The sequence below is a fragment of the Streptomyces orinoci genome (genome assembly GCF_003121295.1).
Classification (GTDB): Bacteria; Actinomycetota; Actinomycetes; order Streptomycetales; family Streptomycetaceae; genus Streptomyces; species Streptomyces orinoci.
Window position 1 is genome coordinate 35864 of the sequence record NZ_PHNC01000021.1, and the last position, 19381, is coordinate 55244.

Annotated in this window: 19 protein-coding genes; 10 read left to right on the forward strand and 9 right to left on the reverse strand. The window is 70.4% G+C overall.

Annotated elements, in window-relative coordinates:
* Window positions 1-16: 16 nt before the first annotated feature.
* The 3 genes from CV755_RS14230 to CV755_RS14240 all read left to right on the forward strand — a co-directional run bounded on the left by CV755_RS14230 (window position 17) and on the right by CV755_RS14240 (window position 5201).
* Entirely contained in the window at window positions 17-397 is a 381-nt protein-coding gene (locus CV755_RS14230; RefSeq protein ID WP_109280602.1) for a CU044_2847 family protein, read from the forward strand.
* A gap of 62 nt (window positions 398-459) precedes the next feature.
* On the forward strand, window positions 460-4677 hold the full coding sequence (locus CV755_RS14235) for an nSTAND1 domain-containing NTPase (RefSeq protein WP_109280603.1): 4218 nt from the start codon (window positions 460-462) through the stop codon (window positions 4675-4677).
* Window positions 4659-5201, forward strand: coding sequence for an LppP/LprE family lipoprotein (locus CV755_RS14240; RefSeq protein WP_109280604.1), 543 nt, complete (start codon window positions 4659-4661; stop codon window positions 5199-5201). Before CV755_RS14235 ends, CV755_RS14240 begins: the two co-directional genes overlap by 19 nt.
* Before the next feature lie 28 nt (window positions 5202-5229).
* Here CV755_RS14240 and CV755_RS14245 read toward each other — a convergent pair whose 3' ends face one another.
* Window positions 5230-5637 (reverse strand): VOC family protein, encoded by a 408-nt coding sequence (locus tag CV755_RS14245; protein ID WP_109280605.1) that lies wholly within the window; start codon window positions 5635-5637, stop codon window positions 5230-5232.
* 57 nt (window positions 5638-5694) lie between these two features.
* On the opposite strand from CV755_RS14245, the gene CV755_RS14250 reads away from it, so the two are divergent.
* The 5 genes from CV755_RS14250 to CV755_RS14270 all read left to right on the forward strand — a co-directional run bounded on the left by CV755_RS14250 (window position 5695) and on the right by CV755_RS14270 (window position 9841).
* Window positions 5695-6153, forward strand: a complete 459-nt coding sequence (locus tag CV755_RS14250; RefSeq protein ID WP_109280606.1) for a MarR family winged helix-turn-helix transcriptional regulator — start codon at window positions 5695-5697, stop codon at window positions 6151-6153.
* Between the two features lie 92 nt (window positions 6154-6245).
* The gene (locus CV755_RS14255; protein ID WP_109280607.1) at window positions 6246-6875 is read left to right on the forward strand and encodes a hypothetical protein; all 630 of its coding nucleotides are present in this window, start codon (window positions 6246-6248) and stop codon (window positions 6873-6875) included.
* A gap of 25 nt (window positions 6876-6900) precedes the next feature.
* On the forward strand, window positions 6901-7341 hold the full coding sequence (locus CV755_RS14260) for a VOC family protein (RefSeq protein WP_109280608.1): 441 nt from the start codon (window positions 6901-6903) through the stop codon (window positions 7339-7341).
* Window positions 7342-7506: 165 nt separating this feature from the next.
* Window positions 7507-8691 (forward strand): acyl-CoA dehydrogenase family protein, encoded by a 1185-nt coding sequence (locus tag CV755_RS14265; protein ID WP_109280621.1) that lies wholly within the window; start codon window positions 7507-7509, stop codon window positions 8689-8691.
* Between the two features lie 154 nt (window positions 8692-8845).
* Window positions 8846-9841, forward strand: coding sequence for a PI-PLC domain-containing protein (locus tag CV755_RS14270; RefSeq protein WP_241561208.1), 996 nt, complete (start codon window positions 8846-8848; stop codon window positions 9839-9841).
* Between the two features lie 16 nt (window positions 9842-9857).
* Here CV755_RS14270 and CV755_RS14275 read toward each other — a convergent pair whose 3' ends face one another.
* The 8 genes from CV755_RS14275 to CV755_RS14310 all read right to left on the reverse strand — a co-directional run bounded on the left by CV755_RS14275 (window position 9858) and on the right by CV755_RS14310 (window position 17366).
* Window positions 9858-11117, reverse strand: a complete 1260-nt coding sequence (locus CV755_RS14275; protein WP_109280610.1) for a Gfo/Idh/MocA family protein — start codon at window positions 11115-11117, stop codon at window positions 9858-9860.
* Window positions 11118-11203: 86 nt separating this feature from the next.
* Complete coding sequence (locus CV755_RS14280) at window positions 11204-11680, reverse strand: Fur family transcriptional regulator (RefSeq protein WP_241561209.1); 477 nt, start codon at window positions 11678-11680, stop codon at window positions 11204-11206.
* A 44-nt stretch (window positions 11681-11724) separates the two neighbouring features.
* Window positions 11725-12594, reverse strand: coding sequence for a metal ABC transporter permease (locus CV755_RS14285; RefSeq protein WP_109280611.1), 870 nt, complete (start codon window positions 12592-12594; stop codon window positions 11725-11727).
* Window positions 12591-13478 carry a metal ABC transporter permease gene (locus CV755_RS14290; protein ID WP_109280612.1) on the reverse strand — a complete coding sequence of 296 codons (888 nt, stop codon included), beginning with the start codon at window positions 13476-13478 and terminating at the stop codon, window positions 12591-12593. Before CV755_RS14290 ends, CV755_RS14285 begins: the two co-directional genes overlap by 4 nt.
* Complete coding sequence (locus tag CV755_RS14295; protein WP_109280613.1) at window positions 13462-14328, reverse strand: metal ABC transporter ATP-binding protein; 867 nt, start codon at window positions 14326-14328, stop codon at window positions 13462-13464. The genes CV755_RS14290 and CV755_RS14295 overlap by 17 nt, the downstream gene beginning before the upstream one ends.
* Window positions 14329-14336: 8 nt before the next feature.
* Window positions 14337-15320 (reverse strand): metal ABC transporter solute-binding protein, Zn/Mn family, encoded by a 984-nt coding sequence (locus CV755_RS14300; protein WP_109280614.1) that lies wholly within the window; start codon window positions 15318-15320, stop codon window positions 14337-14339.
* A 143-nt stretch (window positions 15321-15463) separates the two neighbouring features.
* Entirely contained in the window at window positions 15464-16336 is an 873-nt protein-coding gene (locus CV755_RS14305) for an NmrA/HSCARG family protein (protein WP_109280615.1), read from the reverse strand.
* A 70-nt stretch (window positions 16337-16406) separates the two neighbouring features.
* Window positions 16407-17366 (reverse strand): EamA family transporter, encoded by a 960-nt coding sequence (locus CV755_RS14310; protein WP_109280616.1) that lies wholly within the window; start codon window positions 17364-17366, stop codon window positions 16407-16409.
* Between the two features lie 80 nt (window positions 17367-17446).
* On the opposite strand from CV755_RS14310, the gene CV755_RS14315 reads away from it, so the two are divergent.
* Window positions 17447-18334, forward strand: coding sequence for a LysR family transcriptional regulator (locus CV755_RS14315; RefSeq protein ID WP_109280623.1), 888 nt, complete (start codon window positions 17447-17449; stop codon window positions 18332-18334).
* Window positions 18335-18630: 296 nt separating this feature from the next.
* Window positions 18631-19281 (forward strand): hypothetical protein, encoded by a 651-nt coding sequence (locus CV755_RS14320; protein ID WP_109280617.1) that lies wholly within the window; start codon window positions 18631-18633, stop codon window positions 19279-19281.
* Window positions 19282-19381: the final 100 nt, after the last annotated feature.

Below are 19381 nucleotides of genomic sequence, written 5' to 3' on the forward strand. Positions count from 1 at the left end.
CCGGGGGGAGCAGCCGATGCCCAACTTGCTGAGGGTGCCGCTGGAGAGCGGTGGGTCCGTACTCGTGGAAATCGATGACGACCCTCAGGGGGTGGTCAGGGTCGCCCGCGGCAATGGGACGGTGCCGCGCGCCGTGGAGGCCCTGGAGCGCGGTCTGGACGGTGTGCGGGACGCCGCCCGTGCCGTCGTCGGCAGGCTGGCCGATCTGCCTCGTCAGCCGGACAAGGTCACCCTGGAGCTGGGGATGAGGTTCTCGGCGGAGGCCGGGGTCTTCCTCGCCAGGAGCGCCGGGGAGGCGTCACTGACCATCACGCTGGAGTGGGAACGGCAGCAGCCCGGCTCGCTCCCGGTCACCAGGGCCGTCGTCGCCAACGGAGCGCCCGTTACGGCCGGTTGACGGACGAGCCCGGTTGACGAGGAGCCGGTGAGAAGAGCCGGTGAGGAAGAGGGATATCGCCGATGCCCGGACCCGTACCCAATCCCGGCATCGCCCGGCTGTGGTCGAACGGCGCCCCACAGGGCGCCGGCTTTCTGGCCACCCCGCGCACGGTGCTGACCTGCGGCCATGTCGTCTCTGTGATCGCGGACGAGCCCGAGTCGGTGCCGCTGCGCCCGGGGCTGGCCGTCCGGCTCGACTTCCCGCTCGCCGGCCGGGCGGCCCGGCGGCAGACCGCCACCCTGGTCCGGCACATTCCGGTCGCCCCCGATGGCACCGGTGACATCGCCGTTCTCTCGCTCGCCGAGGACCCTCCGCCCGGAGTGGAACCGGTGCGCCTGCTGGATGTCGAAACGGTGCGGGACCACCCCTTCACCGCCTTCGGATTCCCGGCCGGCGGTGATGGCGACGGCGTCTGGTCCTCCGGAAGGATCGCCGGTGAACGCGGCCGGGGCTGGGTGCAGATCGAGAGCACCGGAGCCTGCGAGATCCTGCCGGGGTTCAGCGGCACCCCGCTGTGGGACGAGCAGCTCAAGGGCGTGGTCGGCATGGTGGTGGCCACCGACCGGCGCTTCCTGGGCCGGGCGGCCTATGCCATCACCGCCGAGGTGCTGATCGAAACCCACCCCGAGGTGCGCCGCCATGCCGCGCTGCCCTCCCCCTTCCGGGGACTGCTGCCGTTCCGGGAACAGGACGCCGAGCACTTCTTCGGGCGCTCCGCCCAGATCAGGGAACTGACCGAGGCGGTGACCACCTCCGCCGTCGTTCCCGTCATCGGGGCGTCCGGGGTCGGCAAGTCCTCGCTCGTCCACGCCGGGCTGGTGCCCGGGCTGCGGCGGCGCGGGGACTACAGCGTGGCCACGCTGGTCCCCGAACCGGCCGTCCGGGCCGAGCACATGCTCGCCGCGGCCCTTCTGCCGCTGCTCGACGTGCTCGGTGACCCCGTGGAGCAAGTGCACCGGCTCGCGCAGCGGTTGGGGGACGGCCCGGCGGCGGCCGCTGCCGTCAAGGAGGCCCTCAACCGTTCCGGCACCCGTCAACTCCTGCTGACCATCGACCAGTTCGAGGTCCTCTTCCGCTGCTCCCCCGATGCCGCGGACGCACTGGTGGAGCGCGTCACCGGTATGACCGAATGGCGGACCGTGGACGGCGGACCGCTGGTGCGCCTGGTCTTCACCCTGCGGCTGGACTTCCTCACCGCCATGAGCCGGTTCCCGGCACTTGAACGCGCCTGCGAGACCTCGGCGTTCTTCGTCAATATGCCGTCCACCGAGCAGCTTCGTGAGGTGGTGCTGTCCCCGCTGGGCTCCTTCCACGGTGCGGTGCGCTTCGAGGAGCGGCTGGCGGAGCGGCTGCTCTCCGATGCCGGGCGGAGCCCCGGAGCCCTGCCGCTGGTCGAGTTCGCCCTCACCCTGCTCTGGGAACGCCGACGGCAGGGGGTGCTCACCCATGCGTCCTATGAGGAGATCGGCCATGTTGCGGGCGCCCTGTCCACCCACGCGGAACGGGCCGTCAAGGAGCGGCTGGGCGACCTGTCGGACGACGTGCGCCGGCTGTTCGTACAGCTCGTCCGCCCGGGAGACGGCGCCAACGGTCACCCCGTGGACACCGGACGCACCGCCCGCCGGACCGAACTGCCGCCGGAATGCTGGAAGGCCGCCCAACTGCTGGCCATTCAGCGCCTGGTTCACCTGGACACCGCGTCGGACGGTGTGGAGACCGTTTCGCTGGCCCATGAGGCACTGCTGGAGCACTGGCCCACGCTGGGGATATGGGCCGGCATGGACCGGGATTTCCGCGGCTGGCAGGAGCATCTGCGGACGCGCGTCAGCCGCTGGGAACTGAGCGGTCATGACCGGGCGTTGCTGATGCGGGGCTCGGAGCTGAGCACGGCCGAGCGGTGGCTGGGCCGGCGGCAGGACGACATCTGCGAGGGCGAGCGCCGCTATATCCGGGCCGGTGTGGAGGGGCGGCGGCGCAGAAGGTTCCGTGCCGCGCTGGTGGCGACGGCCGTCCTCACGGCGATGACGGGCCTGGCCGCGGCCAGTCTCACCTCCGTATATGACAACCGGGCCGCCGAGCTGGCGAGCGGCCTGGTGCAGGAGGCCCAGCGCCAGGCGAACTCCCATCTGGAACCGGCGGCCCTGCTGTCCGTCGCCGCGTGGCATACGGCATCGACCCAGCAGGCCCGTGACAACCTCTTCGACCGCTATCTGGCGGCCGCCCGCTTCGACGCCATCCTGCCGGCGAATGGAGCGGTGGCCGAAACGGCCTTGGACGATGCCGGTCGGGTGCTGGCCGTCCGGACCGATGCCGGGAAGCTGACGGTCTGGCGCCTGACGGACGGACCACCCGGGGAGCGGGCCAGGCCGCGGGTGGTCCTGCGGCTGGACAAGGTGTCGGCCGTGGCGGTGAGCCCGGACGGCAGGCGGCTGGCGCTCGGCGGTGACGGCAACCGCATCAGCGTCCGGGACCTGTCCGGCGGCAGGCCGGCGCTGACGCTCCAGGGCGCCGCGAGCACCAACAGCCTGGACCGGGCGGTCGATCAGCTGGCCTTCGACCGCACCGGGCGTCGCCTGATCTCGCACCCTCCGCAGCAGACCACGGCGCAGGTGTGGGACCTCGACCGGCCCGCCGCGCCCGCAGTCACCCTGCGGTCTCCCGCCCGGACCGAGGGCGAGGCATGGGCGTTCGCCTTCGACGCGGGCGGCACGCATGTGGTGGCGGACCATATGGGCTCGCCCATCGCCTGGGAGGCCCGCACCGGACGAGCGCTGCCGGCCAATGAACCGGCGAGCGGCCCGGGTTCGCCGGCCGTGTGGTTTGTCCATGGGCCCCACCCGGTGGTGGCCCAGTGCCGCGACGGCCGGTGGCACCTCACCGAACCGGCCGACGGCGGCGGCACCGATGCGCGACTGGCCCAGAACGTCCCCTGCGCCACCGGTGATGAACTGGCCGGAGTATCCGACCAATTGCTGCTGGGCCGCCGTAAGGACACGGTGACGGCCTATGACGCGCACAGCGGGCAGCCGCTGGGGGAATTCACCGAGGACGCCGCCTCGGGCGGCCGGTACACCCGGTATTACCTGTCCAATGGTGCCCGGACATTCGCCTTTGCCCGCGGCACCGAGGTCCTTGCCATGTCCGTCCCCGCTCCCGGTTCGCTGGGCACCGTCAGCGGAATCAACGGTGCCGCGCCCGCCGGTGCGGAAGGCGATGCGGAGCGGGCGCAGTTCTCGCCCTCCGGCCGCTGTCTGGTGACCGTGGGCGTGGGAGGCCCGGTCGCCGTATGGGACCCGGCGACGGGCCGCCGGCTGTCGGCGGACGGCTCCGGGAAGGGCGGAAACCCGCTGCACGCGGTTTTCGACCCGGCGGAAAAGACCCTCGCCGTAAGCGATATGACCGAGCCGGCCGTGACGCTCTACAGCCTGCCCGGCCTCCGGGTTCTCCACCGGTTGCGCATCGAACTCCCCCAGGGGACCACACCGGGCGCCGCATCGGTCACCGGTCTGGGATTCGGCCCCCAGGGACGCTTGACCACCCTGGCGGGCGGCGCGGTCTCCCAATGGGATGTCACCACCGGACACCGGATCGGACAACCGCTGCTGTTCGGGCGCGACAAAGCCGCCGAACATATGGCGATGGCGGTGGACCCGCACTCCGGCTCGGTCGCCCTGACCACCCCGGACCGCCGTGGAGTCGAGACCTGGGACATATCCGCCCGGCGCCGCCTCAAGGTCCTGGTCCCCCGCTTCAACTCCCCACTCCTGGACTGGTACCGGGCGGTGCGCTACAGCACGGACGGCAAACGTCTGATGCTGGTCGGGCAGGACGGGGAAACCGAGGTCCAGGAGGCGGACACCGGACACCGGCTGATCACCGTCCCAGCCGCCCCGTCCCGCTATACGGCCTTTCTCGCCCACTCCGGCCAGGTCGTGAGCACACGCTCCGACACCCTTGAGACCTGGGGCCCGGAAGGGCTGGTCACCCGGACCCGGATTCCGCCAACCGCCCGGGTACGAGCGGTCATTCCCGCACCCGACGGCCGCCGGCTTCTCCTGACCACCGGCGATGAACTGGTTGTGAGATTCCTTCTGACTCCGGCGTCCCCCGACGCCTGGGCCGCGAGCCTGTGCTCGCGGGTCACCCGCGACATTTCACGGAGCGATATGGGCACGGTGCACTACGGAATCCTGGAGCGCTATCTCCTCGGGGTGACGGCATGCTCCGCCCAGGGGTAGCGGCGCGCGGGGCAACGGCCGCCGTCTGCCTGCTCCTTACGACCGCCTGCATATCGACCGGCCCCGGTGCCCGCCCGGCCCGGTCTCCCGCCCTATGGAATCCCTCGCTGACCCGCCCTTCACAGCCCTCGGCAGCCAACGGCCCATTCGATGTCGATGCGGCACTGCTCAGAATCCAGCAGTCGGGATACACCACCGACACCGATCCGGCCCAGCTCAAGGCCCTCAAAGGCCCGCTCCGCGCCATTCCCAGCCATTGCACCGGCACCACGGACGGTCATTGCGTCATGGTGCACTTCTTCTACGGCAACAACTACGCGGGCTATGACGCGCAGGGCGTCGGCGAATCCAGCATCCTGTCCCAGGACGGCACCATGGTCACCCTCTCGTATCCCGTCTTCAAGCCCACCGACCCGATGTGCTGCGCATCGGGCGGCACACGGGAGTTCCGGGCGAGCTGGGACGGCGGGAAGGTGGTCTTCTCACCGCCGATGACGGGAAATCCCAATGAGGCGGGCGGTTGACCGGAACTCGCCGCCGGCGCCGGAACCCTCAGTAGGACTGGAATTCCAGCAAGTTGCCCTCGGGATCCCGGACATGAGCCGTGCGACAGGTCGGCCCCCATTCGGGCCGGTCCGTCGGTCCGGCCACATCCTGACCTCCATGGGCCAGGGCCAGGGCATGGGCCGCCGCCACCTCATCGACGCGGCAGACCAGCATCAGCGCGTCCTGCGCGGGCGGCCGTTGCCCGGCCAGATCCAGGGTGCCCGCGATGGCGGCCATGGCGGCCCGGTCCAGGAGCGAGATCACTCCCTGCTCCCCCAGATCCCAGTTGGCGTACGGGCCTTGTTCATCGCCCTTCATGCGATGGGCGCCGATCAGCTTCGGCAGGACGGCGTCATAGAAGCGGAAACAGTCACCGAAGCGGGAAACGAGCAGGCGCGGATAGAGCGCGTCCATGGGAAACCTCCAACAGTAGGAGTACACCAATGATTGGCAGCGCCCTAGCATAGACCGGTGACCTCGACCCCGCCCACCCTCACCTCGCTCACCACCTATCTGCTGGCCAAGACCGGCCGGAACGCCCGCGCTCGGCTGGCCGAACGGCTGGCGGCCCGGGAGTTCCGCCTCTGGCACCTGTCCACGCTGGCCGCCCTCGCCGGCTCCGGCCCCCAGTCCCAGCGGGAGTTGGCCCAGCGGCTGGCCGTACACCCCAGCGATATGGCCAAGCTGCTGGACGAGCTCGGCGGGCGCGGCCTGGTCGCCCGGGAACGCGATCCGGCCGACCGGCGCCGGGTCCTGGTCACCCTCACCGAGGACGGCCATGCCGCACTCGCCGAGTTGATGACCGAGGCGGCGGCCGTACAGGACACCGTCCTGTCCCCCCTGACCGCACCCGAACGCACCCTGCTGCACGGCCTGTTGCTGCGCTTGTACAACGCGGACGACCCCGGCAAGCGCAATGGCCAACCCTGACCGGGGCCGGGTGCCGCTCCCTGGCACCGCCGCCGCGGGAGAAACTCATCTGGACAGTGGATGACGAGAGGGAAGCCGATGGAAGGGGAATCTTGGCGAGACCTGCCGTAGGTGCGGCTCTGCGCCGCTGCCCCGAATGCGGCGGATACGAGTACAGCGGTGCGCCTGCCTGTGCCTCCTGCCGTGAGCTGGTGGACCGCATCGTGGAAGACGAATGGTCCGCCTTTCTGCACAACTGGGGCGCCGCCGGCGACCAGGAAGCCACGCTGGCCGGGATGGTGGCGGACGAACCCGACCGCCACGACTGGCGGGTGGTGGATGCCGCGCTCGACAGACTGACCTGCCCCGGCTGCGGTGACCGGCTCGGCCGCGGCCCCGTCGGCTGCTCCGACTGCGACCTGGCCCATGGCTTCCGCTATGCCGCGATCGAGACGGACCGGCCGGGCGTCCCATGGGGCAATGAACACGCCATCCGGGTCAATGTCTCGGTGCTCCGCCGGCCGCAGATCACCTCGGAGAATGAACTCCTCGCGCGACGCCTGACGCTGCCCCTCGTACTGGCGGGATTCATGCCGAGCACGGCCGAGGCCCAGCGGATCAGCGCATTGATCAAGACAAGCCCGCCGGCCCTCAAGGCCGGGCTGGTCGAGCAGGCCATCGAGGACGCGCTCCGGCACCGGCTCCCACGGGCATCGCCGCACCTGTGGACGCCATCATCATGACCCTGCACAACGAAGGAGGCCCCCTATGACGGTCCAGCGCATGGACAACGTCCTTATCGTCGTCAACGACCTTGATGCCGCTATCGCGTTCTTCATCGAACTCGGCATGGAACTGGAGGGCAGGCGCCCACTCGAAGGGCGCTGGGTGGAACGGGTCATCGGGCTTGATGACGTCCGGACGGAGATCGCCATGCTGCGGACCCCGGACGGCCATGGGCGGGTGGAGCTGACGAAGTTCCACGAGCCGGCGGCCATCGCCCCCGTACCGGAAGCCGCACCGGTGAACACCCTGGGCCTGCGTCGCATCATGTTCGCGGTCGAAAACCTCGATGAGGTCATTGCCCGGCTGCGCGCCCATGGGGCGCAACTCATGGGCGAAGTGGAGCAGTACGAGAACATCTACCGGCTCTGCTACCTCCGCGGACCCGAGGGCATCATCGTCGGACTCGCCGAGGAGCTCGGCTGACGGCGAGGAAGGGCGCGCCTGCCGCGGACACCGGCGGCGGCCGGCCGCGTCACTTGGCCCGGCAGCCGCCCGCCCCTTTCCCCGCCCCGCCGTGATCGACCATGCTGCCCCGTGATGTGCGCCAACAGCGCACTGTCCCGGTACCGCGACGCGGAAGGCATCGTCATGACGACCAGCACCAGAAGCCAGACGCTGACCGAGCGGGCCGCCGCGCTCGTCGGTCTGCTGCGCCGCAACGCCGCGAAGACCGAGGACGACCGGCGGGTCGCCGAGGAGAACATCCAAGCCCTGGCCGAGGCCGGCCTGTTCCGCATCACCGTGCCCGCGCGCTTCGGCGGCCACCAGGCGAGCGTCCGCACGCTGCTGGAGGTGAGCGCCGAACTCGGCCGCGGCTGCGGGTCCACCGCCTGGAACACCACGCTGATCAACGTCTGCGCCTGGCTCATCAGCCTCTACCCGGAACGCACCCAGCGCGAGGTATTCGCCACGGATCCCGGGGCCCGCGCCTGTGCCGTCCTCACCCCCGGCGGAACCAGCCGGCCGGCGAGCGGAGGGCATGTCATCACCGGGCGGTGGCCGTTCGCGTCAAGCTGTCTGCACGCCCAGTGGGCGCTCCTCGGCACGCCGGTCACCGGCGCTTCCGGCGAGCCGCTGGACCGGGGGCTGGCGCTCGTCCCCATGGAGGAGCTGACAATCGAGGACACCTGGCACACCGCCGGGATGCGCGGCACCGGCAGCCACACCCTGGTGGCCGAGGAGGTGTACATACCCGCGCATCGCATCCTTTCGGTGACAAGAGCGCTGCAGGGCGAGTACCCCACCGAGTTCACGGATGAGAGCCTGTACCGCTCGGCGTTTGTACCGGTGCTGGCCTCGATCCTGGCGGCCCCCCAACTCGGCCTGGCCCGCGCCGGATTGGAGCTGGTGATGACATCCCTCGCCAAGGGGCGCGCCATTTCCCACACCTTCTATGAGCAGGCGCGGGAAGCGTCTTCCACGCAGATGCAGATCGCCGAGGCGGCGCAGCTGATCGACACCGCCGCACTGCATCTGATGCGGGCGGCGGACGACATCGACAACTGGGCGGTGCGGGGCCTGCCCATGCCGCTGCTCGACCGGGCGCGGGTGCGCATGGACACTGCCACGGCCGTCCGCCGCTCACGGGAGGCGCTGGACATCCTGCTGAACGTCCATGGCGCCGGAAGCTTTGCCGAGGCCAATCCCTTGCAGCGCATCTGGCGCGACCTGGAGACCGCCGGCCGGCATGCCATGACCAACCCCGCCATTGCCGGTGAACTCTACGGCCGGGCCCTGCTCGGCATCGAGGAGCAGATCACCCCGCTGATCTGAGGCTTGGGCGCACCTTCGACGGGTACCCGACGCCGCCGAACCGGCACCGCGCCGCGGCGGCGCCCAAGCGGAGTTCGTTTATCGCTCATTGACAAACCGTCAAGGCGTGGTTGATGGGATCGGCCATGTACCTCCGGAACATCGGCATCAAGGAGTGCTTGTCTTGACCACGCACCTTCGGCAGGGCACCGGCCTGCGCACATTACTGGCCCTGGTGGCGGCGTTATGCGGGCTCGGCGCCACGGCGCTGGGTACCACCCCGGCCGCAGCGGCCGACCACCGTCAGGCGGTCTATGCCATCGCCCACCGGGTGGACACTCTCGACGGCGTGGACGCCGCGCTCAAGCACGGCGCCAACGGCATTGAGATCGACGTCTGCGCCTGGTGGAAGCCCAATGAATGGCGCGCTTATCACGACTGTTCCTCGGCCGGTGACAACCGGCGCGGCCCCAGCTTCGACAGCATGATCGACCGCATTGTCTCCCACGCCAAGGCGGGGCATCGGCTGGCACTGGTCTGGCTGGACATCAAGGACCCCAACTACTGCGGAGAAGCGCCCAATCGTGGGTGCAGCGTCGCCGGACTGCATGACAAGGCGCAGCGGCTGACCGCTGCCGGGATCCAGGTGCTCTACGGTTTCTATGAGTACCACGGCGGCAACACCCCGGACGTCGGCGGCAGGGGCTGGAAGAGCCTGCAGGGCAGGCTCGGCCGTCTGGAGGGCATTACCACGACCGGGTCGCGGGACAAGGTGATGAGCGCCTACGACCAGTTCGGTTCCGGCCTTCCGGCGGGTCACCGGGCGATGGATTACGGCGACACCAATATCGCCAATGGATTCGGCAACTGCACGGAAGCCACCTGGAATACCTGCACGGAGCTGAAGAAGGGCGCCAAGGACCGTGCCGCCGGCCGGCTCGCGGCCACGCTGTCCTGGACGACCACCTACAACGACCCGTGGTACGTGGACAAACTGCTGGGCGAGGCCCGGGTGGACGGCATCATCGCGGGCTATGGGGCCTTCACCGGAGTGCGCGAATACGACGACAACTGGAAGTGCGCCAATGCCATCAAGCTGGTCCATGACTGGGTGAGCCGCCACGGCGCCACTCATCGCATGGCCACCAGTGGTGACCGTATGTTCAGGTAACAGACGGCGGTTGTGCTCAGCGCCAGGCCGGAACCGTTTCCACCGTGCCGTTCAGCCGTGCTCGCTCGGCTGCGAGAACCGCAAGATGGCCGGCGAGGGAGTCACGCGGGCCTGACCGGATCGATGCCGGATCCCCGGTTGCCACGGCCTCGACAAAGGCGTCCATAAGGCCCGCGTCTCCCCCGTTATGGCCGCCTGCCGCACCCGGCTCCCCTCGCCGCACAGGAGTGATTTCCGCTGCGCGGCGGGTCAGGAAGTCGTGGATCCGCAGGGTCTCGCCATCGCCGTACAACTCCCCGCGGGTGCCGAAGATCCGGGTCTTGCGGTCGGCGGCCTCATTGAACGCGGTCATGGTGAAAGTCGCGGTGGCTCCCCCGGCGAACTCCATCGCGACCACCTGGTGATCGACCACATCGTTGTCGCAGGCGTATACGCACCGGCCGTAGGGTCCGGTGCGCAGGGCCCGGTCGAGTGCCCGGGGCGTAAAGTCGTCCACAACGACGCTCAGCGGCCAGTGGTGTTCGCCGCGCTCGAGCATCCCGCCGTAGAAGTGCGTGGCCGAATAAGGGCAGTTCCGGGCGACCGGGCACTCCGGGCATCGGTCAGCCGCCTCGGCGGGGCGGTTGGCGGGGGTGAAGTGTGAGAGGCCGCCGAAGCTGGAGACCCGCTTGGGCGGTTGTCCCACGATGTACTGCAACCAGTCCAGATCATGGCAGGACTTGGCCATCAGCATAAATGTCGCCCCGTCCGCGCGGCGCCAGTTGCCGCGGACAAAGGAGTGCGCCTGATGCCAGAAGCCGACCGGCTCCAGGTGCTGGATGCTGATGATGTCGCCGAGCCGCCCGGAGTCCACCATGGCCTTGAGCGCTTGGGTGTAGGGGGTGTAGCGCAGGACATGGCCCACGGCCAGCATGACCCCGGTCTTCTCGACCGCGGCCACGACGCGTTGACAGGACTCCTCCTCCACGGCCATCGGCTTTTCCAGCAGGATGTGGTAGCCGAGGGCGGCGAAGGCCTCGACGGGTGCGAGGTGTTCGCGGTCGAGGGTGCAGATCAGCACGGCGTCGGCGATCCTGCCGCGGGCGGCGAACTCCTTCCAGTGCGAAACCGCGTTCCCGGGCGCGATGCCGTGTGCTTCGGCAAGCCGGGCGCGGCGCACGGCCCGTGGCTCGGCCACACCGACGACGGTCGCCCGGTCGGGATGCTCCAGGACCCAGTTGGCATATCCGGTGCCTCGCTCGCCGGCGCCGATGACGAGGAGAGAGACAGGCAGCATGCGGCAACCCTAGGGGAAGGGGAGTTGGGCGCCCAGGGGCAGGCCCGGGCGAAGGCGGCCGCCGGCCTTCACGCCCGCGGCGGCCTTCACACCCCCGGCGGCCTCCGCGCCCCCTGCTCCTCGCCGCCGCAGTCCGGGCAGACGCCCGAGAGCTCGACCGCGTGCCGGACGTCGGTGAACCCCGAGGCCCGGGCGATCCGTTGGACCCATTTCTCCACCAGGCCGGATTCCACGGGCAGGCTGAGCCCGCACTCGGTGCACAGCAGATAGTGGCGGTGGTCGGGGCCCGGGCGGTGCCGGAAGAGCCGTTCGCCCCTGGTGTCGCGGACCACATCCGCACAACCCGCCCCGGCCAGCGCCGTCAAGGTGCGGTAGACGGTGGAGAGACCCACCGGCGAGCCCGCGGCCAGCAGGCGCTTGTGCAGGGCCTGGGCACTGACGAAACCTTCCGCCACCACCAGCGCGTCCAGCACCAGGGCGCGCTGCTGTGTGGCGCGTCCGATCGGCGCCCCGTCCATCGGTACGGTCCGCCGTGCGGTGGTGTGCGGTCGTTTGCTCACCATGCGCGCTGCCTTCCCTCGGTTGGGCCCGGTCCAGGAGCCTTGTCTCAGGCCCCCGTGGGGGCCGCTGGGCGGATGCGGGGGCGACGGGCGGGGCGCCGTATGAGAAAGGCCGCGGCGTAGACGACAGTCGCGGCGGCCATGATGGCGAAGCTCGGCGGCATCCTGGGGACGGCGTAGGAGGCGAACAGCCCCGCCCACATCTCCGCCACGGCCAGGCCGGCCGAGAGGGCCAGGGCCGGGTAGGGGCGGTCGGTCAGCCGGATCGCGGCCCCGGCGGGGGCGGCGAGCAGGCCGAGCAGCAGCAGTGAGCCGACGGCCTGGGTGGCCTCGGCGGCGCTGACACCGGCCAGGGCGAGGAAGCCATAGCCGAGCAGGCGGACCGGTACCCCGCGGGCCGAGGCCACGGCCTCGTCGATGGTGGCGAACAGCAGCGGCCGGGCGGCCAGCAGCATTGCCAGGCAGACGCCCGCGCCGAGCAGCGCGGCCGTGGTGGCCTGGCCTTCGGACAGGCCGAAGACCGAACCGAACAGCACGCTGACCCCGGCCGTGCCGTCGGCGGTGCTGCGGGAGGTGGTGTAGAGGGTGACAAAGAACGCGCCCAGGCCCAGGATCCAGGAGAAGACGCTCCCTATGACGACATCGTCCGGGCGGGCCCGGCGGCCGAGGGTGCCGAAGAGCACCGCGATGGCCACCGTCGCGGCCAGCAGCCCCAGGCGCAGGTCGCCGCCGAGGGCGAGCGCGGCCATGGCTCCGGTGAAGGCGACATGGCTCAGCGCGTCGGCGGTGAAGACCTGGGCACGCAGCACCAGGAAGTAGCCGACCAGCCCGCAGGCGGCCGCGATCAGTGTTCCGCCCAGCAGGGCGTGCTGGAAGAAGGGCTGGGTCAGCGGCGCGGACGCCGACAGCACGGTCATGCGGCAACTCCCCTTCCGGGCAAGGCGCCATGCAGTGCGCGCAGGCCCAGGGCGAGGACATATCCGGAGAAGGCGAAGGAGGTCACAAAGAAGCCCAGGGGGTAGGGCGCGTAGTAGGCGGCGATCAGCCCCGCCCAGGTGGCCGTGAAGGAGAAGAGCACGGCCAGGAGGAGGCTGATGCCGGGGCGGGCGGTGATGGTCCGGGCGGTGGCGGCGGGGATCACCATCAGGGCGAAGACCAGCAGGGTGCCGGTGATCTGGCTCGCCTCGGCGGTCGCCGCGCCCAGCAGCACCAGAAAGGCGGTGGACAGCGCCCGTACCGGCACTCCCCGCGCGGCGGCGACCCTCGGGTCCACGGAGGCGAACAGCAGCGGCCGGCCGATGAGGGCCAGTACCGCGAGTACGGCCGCGCCGGCGCACAGCAGCACGGTCACCTGGGTGGTGGTGATGCCGAGAAAGGTGCCGAAGAGGATCGTCTGCGGCCCCTCCAGCAGTCCCTTGTAGAGGGCGACAAAGAGAAAGCCGCAGGCCAGCAGGAACGCCTGGACGGTCCCGGTGAGCGCGGACTCCGCGCCCTCGCCATCGCCCCGAGCGGCGGCGATGACCAGGGCCGCGGCGACACAGAGCGTGAAGTACCCATAGACCGCGCCGAATCCGAGCAGCACGGCCCCGGCGGCTCCGGGAAAGGCCACGGCCGAGACGGTATGGGCGGCGAAGGTCTGCCGCCGCAGCACCACAAACCATCCGACCGCCGCCGCGACCACGGCCACGATGGCTCCGGCGCGGAAGGCGTTGACCATAAAGGGGTAGGCCCACATCTGCTGGAAGTCCGCGAGGAGATTCCAGGACCAGGGCGGCGAGGCGACGTCAGCGGAGAGCACCATGGCCGCCTCCGGTCGTCTCCGGCCGGCCGACCACGACCAGCCGTCCGTCGGAGGCACGCAGCACCTCCACGCGTGTGCCATAGAGCCGGGTCAGGGTGGCGGAGGTGATGACCTCCTCCGGCGTCCCGCCCGCGGACCCGCCCTCCGCCAGATACAGCACCTGGTCGAGATGGTGCAGTATCGGGTTGACGTCGTGTGCCACCATCACCACGGCCACGCCCTCCTGATGGCAGATGCGCCCTATCAGCGCGGCCACCCCGCCTTGGTGGGAGAGGTCGAGGCTGTCCAAGGGCTCGTCCAGCAGCAGCAGTTGAGGGCGGCGGACCAGCGCCTGGGCGATCAGCAGCCGCTGCTGCTCGCCGCCCGAGCACTGCCCGATGGGCCGGTGGGCATAGGCGCTCGCGCCCACCAACTCCACGGCCTCGGCCACGCGTTGGCGGGCGTCCCGGTGGCGCGGGCCGCCGAACGGCAGCGGTACGCCCCAGCGGTCGCCGTCCAGCCCCAGGCGGACCACGTCGATGCCGCGGATCCGCATGGAGGCGTCGAAGCTGCGGCGCTGCGGCAGATAGCCGATGCGGTGGTTGGCCTGACCGGGCCGGGCCCCGAGTACCCGTACCTCGCCCGCGGCGACGGGCGCGGCGCCGAGCAGCATCTTGACAAGGGTGGACTTGCCGGCCCCATTGGGTCCCAGAACGGCGGTGAACTCTCCTTCCCTCACTGTGAGTTCGACTCCGGACCACAGGGTGCGGCCGCCTCTGCGCGCGGCGGCGGCGCGCAGTTCGAGCACCGGGCCGCTCTCCGCCCTCGGGGCGGGCAGGCGCGGCCCGTCCACCGCCCTCGGCCGGGTCATGCCCCTGCTCATCGCCCGGTGGCCTTGGCCAGGGCCTCCGCGATGCCCTTCAGCTGGGCGGTCTGCCACTGCTGGAAGGTGGCGCCGGCGGGGGTGAGGGTCTCGGTGACGGTGGCGACCGGGATGCCGGCGTCCTTGGCCTCCTTGACCTGGGCCCGCACATCCGGGGTGGAGTTCTGGGAGTTGTAGACATAGACCTTGATCTGCTGGTGCTTGATCTGGTCGTCGATGGCGGCCTTGTCCTTGGCCGTGGGGTCGGCGCCCTCGCTCATGGCGTCGAGGAAGGACTCGGGGGTGAGCATCTTCAGCCCCAGGCCCTCGGAGAGCGGGGTGACGATGGATTCGGAGGCGCCGATCGGAGTGCCCGCGTACTTGCTCTTTATCTGCGATATGAGCGTGGTGTAGCCGGCCAGGTCCTTGCTCTCGAAGTCCTTTTTGCGCTGGGCGAAGTAGGCGGCGTCGGCCGGGTCGGCCTGCTGGTAGTCGGCGGTGATCCGCTCGATCACCTTGTGCACATCGTCCGGCGAGTACCAGCGGTGCGGGTTGCCGCCGGGCTTGACGCCCACCAGATCGCCGACCTTGAGCTCGGTGCGCCCGCTGCCCGGGTTGGCGGCGATGAGCTTGTCGGCCCAGGCGTCGTAGCCGATGCCATTGACGATGACATACCGGGCGGCGGCCATGGTGCGGGCGTCGGCGGCCTTGGGCTCGTAGTCGTGGGGGTCGGTGTCGGGGTTGGTGATGACGCTGGTGACATGCGCGTGGTCGCCGCCGAGCTGGGCGGCGATGCTGCCCCAGAAGTTCTCGGCGGCCACCACCTCGATCTTCCTGCCCGGGCCGGAGCCGCTTGCGGCCGGGGTGCCGCCGTCCTTGGAGCCGGAGGAGGACGCGGTGGAGCAGGCGGTGGCGGTGACGGCCGTCAGGGCCGCCATGGCGGTGACCAGGGCGGCCCGTGCGGATGGCCGGGAAAGTCGGGGCAGGGCGGCAGTGGGCATCAGGGGCTCCCTCGGGTGGTGCCGGTGGCGCTGCGGCCTGCTCCGGCGTGCGGTTTCACCCAAGAACCTAGATGGAAACGATTTTCATATCAACGCTAGATGAAAACCATTGCCATCTTTTGACTGGAGCGCAACCATCCGGGCTAGACCATGGACCGGTCCTGATCAGGCAGGCGCAGCCAGGCCTCCAGGGTCAGCAGCCGCGGATGGCGCTCGCGCAGGGCCGCGAGGTCGGCCCGGAACCCCTCCCGGTTGAGCCAGTCGAACATATTGGCCAACTCCTCGGAGGCCGACCTGAGTTGACCGTCCGCTTGCCGCTCAAAGCGCGTCGGGATGCCGTCGGCCCTGGTGAACGTCTCGGCGATCTGCCGCACGGTCAGCTCATCACCGGCGATCTCGGTCTTCGCGCCGATGAACTCGGCCGGGTTGCCGAATGCCTCGGCGGCGATCCGTCCGATGTCGCTCACCGCGATCATCTGCAGCGGTGTCTCCGCGTCCAGCGCGAGGGCACCCACCCGCTCGCCGTTCTCCGGCTGCGGCACCATATAGCGCCAGTTCTCCATGAAGAACACCGGCCGCAGCATCGTCGCCGGCACCCCGGTGGCGTCGATATGCGCCTCGATCTCCGCCTTGGTCGCAAAGTGCGCCACACCCGAGTCGCGCCCGACGGCGGCGACGGAGCTGTAGACCAGGTGCGCGACGCCCGCGGCCTTGGCGGCGTCGGCGATGTTCCTGCCCCGCCGCACCTCGGCCCCGGGGTCGGGGCGGGTCAAGTCGGCGGGCACCACGCCGAATACGCCGTACGCGCCCTGCGCCGCGGCACGCAGCGACCGGGGGTCGTCGAGGTCGCCGGTGACCAACTGGGCGCCGAGCGCCTGGAGTTCGGTGGCGCGGCGCTCCCCGGGATCGCGGACGAGGGCGCGCACCGCCCAGCCGCGGTCGAGCAGCCTGCGGGCAACGGCGCCGCCCTGGACGCCGGTTGCGCCCGTGACCAGGACGGTCTTGTTGTCGGACACTGCGTGATCCTTTCCATCGATGTCTGACGCAGCCGGTTTCCCGGGAGCGTCGGGTCAGGTTTCCGGGAAGTCAGGAGGAGGCCGGGTCCCCCGGCTCGCGGGTGGGCCGGCGACCGGTGAGCCGGGCCGGTGCGGGCAGCTGCCCCGCGACGATCGCGGCCAGGGAAAGGCCGAAGCCCAGAAGCTGGACGGGGCCAAGGGTCTGGCCGAGTACGACCGCGCCGAGCACCGCGGCGACCAGCGGCGAGAGCAGGACCAGCACGGCGACCGAGGCGACGGGCAGGGTGGTGATGCCGCGGAACCACAGAACATAGGCGACCAGGCCGCCCACCAGGCCCAGCCAGAGATAGCCGAGGGCGGCGGAGGCGTCGATCGCGGGAGGCGGCCCCTCGGCGAGGAAGGTCACCGGCACCAGGAACAGTCCGCCGGCGGTGAGCTGCCAGCCCGCGACCGCGGTGGGGCCGGTCCCGGCCGGGCGCCCCCAGCGCTTGGTGAGGGTCACCCCCAGGGCCATCGAGGCCGCGCTCCCCAGACCCGCCATGACTCCGGCCATGTCGAGTGCCGCGTCCGGCCCGATCACCACCAGGCCGACGCCCAGCACGCCCACCGCGCCCCAGCACAGGCGCCAGACGGACAGCGCCTCACGGAGGACCGCCACCGCCAGGACGGCGACGACCAGCGGCTGGGCGGCCGCCAAGGTGGCGGCCACCCCTCCCGGCAACCGCTCGGCGGCGATGAACAGCAGCGGGAAGCACAGGCCGATGTTCAGCACACCGAGCACCGCGGCCTTCCCCCACCAGGCGCCGCGCGGCAGCGTCCGAGTGACCGCCAGCGCGATCAGACCGGCGGGCAGCGCCCGTAGCAGAGCGGCGAACAGCGGGTGGGCCGGCGGGAGCAGCTGGGTGGTGACGACATAGGTGGTGCCCCACACCATGGGCGTGATGGCCGTCAGCAGGGTCCGCGACAGATTTCCCCGGGGAACACCGCTGGCGGTTCCGCCGGAGGCCCTCGGTATGGCTGGACTTGTCATGTCCTGGAGTCTCGCCCTGGAGTCATCCATGAGTCCAACACATGTTCGTCACGCCATCCATCTCGATTTACGATCGATCCATGGAGCTCCAGCAGATGCGCTATGTCGTCGCCGTCGCCGAGACCAACAGCTTCACCCGGGCCGCCGAGCGGTGCCTGGTCGTCCAGTCCGCCCTCAGCCACCAAATAGCCCGGCTGGAAAAGGAGTTGGGCGCGCGGCTCTTTGAGCGCACCAGCCGCCGGGTGCGGCTGACACCGGCCGGGCAGGCGTTTCTGCCCGCCGCCCGCCAGTGCCTGGCCGCCGCCGAACGAGCCGCCGCGGAGGTGGCGGCGGCCGTGGGAGAGGTACGCGGACGGCTCACGGTGGGCCTGATCCCCACGGTCACCGCGGTGGACATCCCGGCCGCGCTGCGCGACTTCCGCCGGCGGTATCCGCGGGTGCGCATCGGCCTGCGGGTCGGCGCCAGCGACGAGCTCATCGAACAGGTCAGGGAAGGGGTCCTGGACATGGCCTTCCTCGGGCTGCCCACCACCGCCTGCCCCCAGGGAGTGGCCGCCCGGGAACTCGCCCGCGACCGGCTGGTCGCCGTGGTCGCGCCCGGCCATCCCCTCGCCGCCGAAGCGGCCGTCGATCTCCGCAGACTCTCCGCCGAGGTCTTTGTGGACCTCCCGGCCGGGACCGCCGGACGCCTCCAGTCCGACCAGGCCTTCTCCGCCGCGGGCCTGAGCCGGGACGTCGCCTTCGAAGTGACCAGCGCCGACTACATCGCCCGGCTCGTCGCCCAGGATCTCGCCATCGCCATGCTCCCCGCCGCCTATGCGCCGCAGCTCGCCGGAATCACCACCGTCGAGGTCACCGACGCGCCGGTCCGGGTCGAATACCTGGTCTGCAACCGCACCGGCCGCACGCCCGCGGCGACCGCCTTCCTCTCCCTGCTCGGCATCCCCGCCGCGCCCGGCATGGAGTGAATCCGCGGGGGCCTATGCTCCATGTCCCCCTATGTCCGTTATGCGCGTATCGAGATACCGGGAGTAACACCTGGAGGCCCTTATGCCGCTGTAGAGAGAGCAAGACCCACACCACCGGTCCGGAAGGGAATCACATGGGCTTCACTGAGCCGAATCCGCACGGTCAGGGCGTACCCCTCGGGCAGCCGGGCACCGGCTACCCGCCTCCGGCAGGGCCCTTGGACGCCGATGACCCACAGCCGCGGCACGGTGGCAGAAACAAGAGGATCGGGTGGACGATAGGCACCCTCGCCGTAGTGGGCGCCCTCGGCGGCGGTGCCTATCTGTTCCTCTACAGCGGCGGTGACGGCGAAGTGAAGCCCTACACCATTGCGTTCCCGGACAAACTGCTCGACGGGCAGTATGCGAAACGGACGACGCCGCTGGCGGACGAGACCGCGAAGGCGGCCGACGCCCAGGCCAAGAGCGCCGGTATCTCCCATGGCACGGCGGTGGCCGCTCTCTATGGCGACGACAAACAAGGAATCACCGTCTCGGGCATTTACGGCACCATCGCCGACCCCCGCAAGGCAGTTGACGACTACGCCTCCCACCTGGACGACCAACAGAAGATCTACGCGGAGAAGGTCAGCAAGAACCCCGCCGGCGTGAAGGTCACCACGGTCACCCCGCTCACCGAGTTCCATCCGGACGGATTCGACGGCGCGGTCATCAAGTGCAAGGCCACGGCATTCACTTCGACGGTCGCCAGCAATACGGCGAAGTTTGACGTCACCACCTGCGTCTGGGGCGATTCCAGCGCCGTGGGAATCGTCCAGAACACGGTCAGCAAGAACGACGCCCCGGTCGGCATCGGCAACAGCGACATCTCACCGGATGTGATGTCCACGCAGGACTTGTCCGAGGCGACGGTGAAGGTGCGCAACGAAGTCCGCAAGGCGAAGTAGCCGCACCGGCCCTGGAGTACCGGCGGACCGCACCATCGACGGGTGCGGTTCCGCCGGTGAGCGGCCTCACGCCCCGGTTACCCGTCGCGCACGGGCCGCA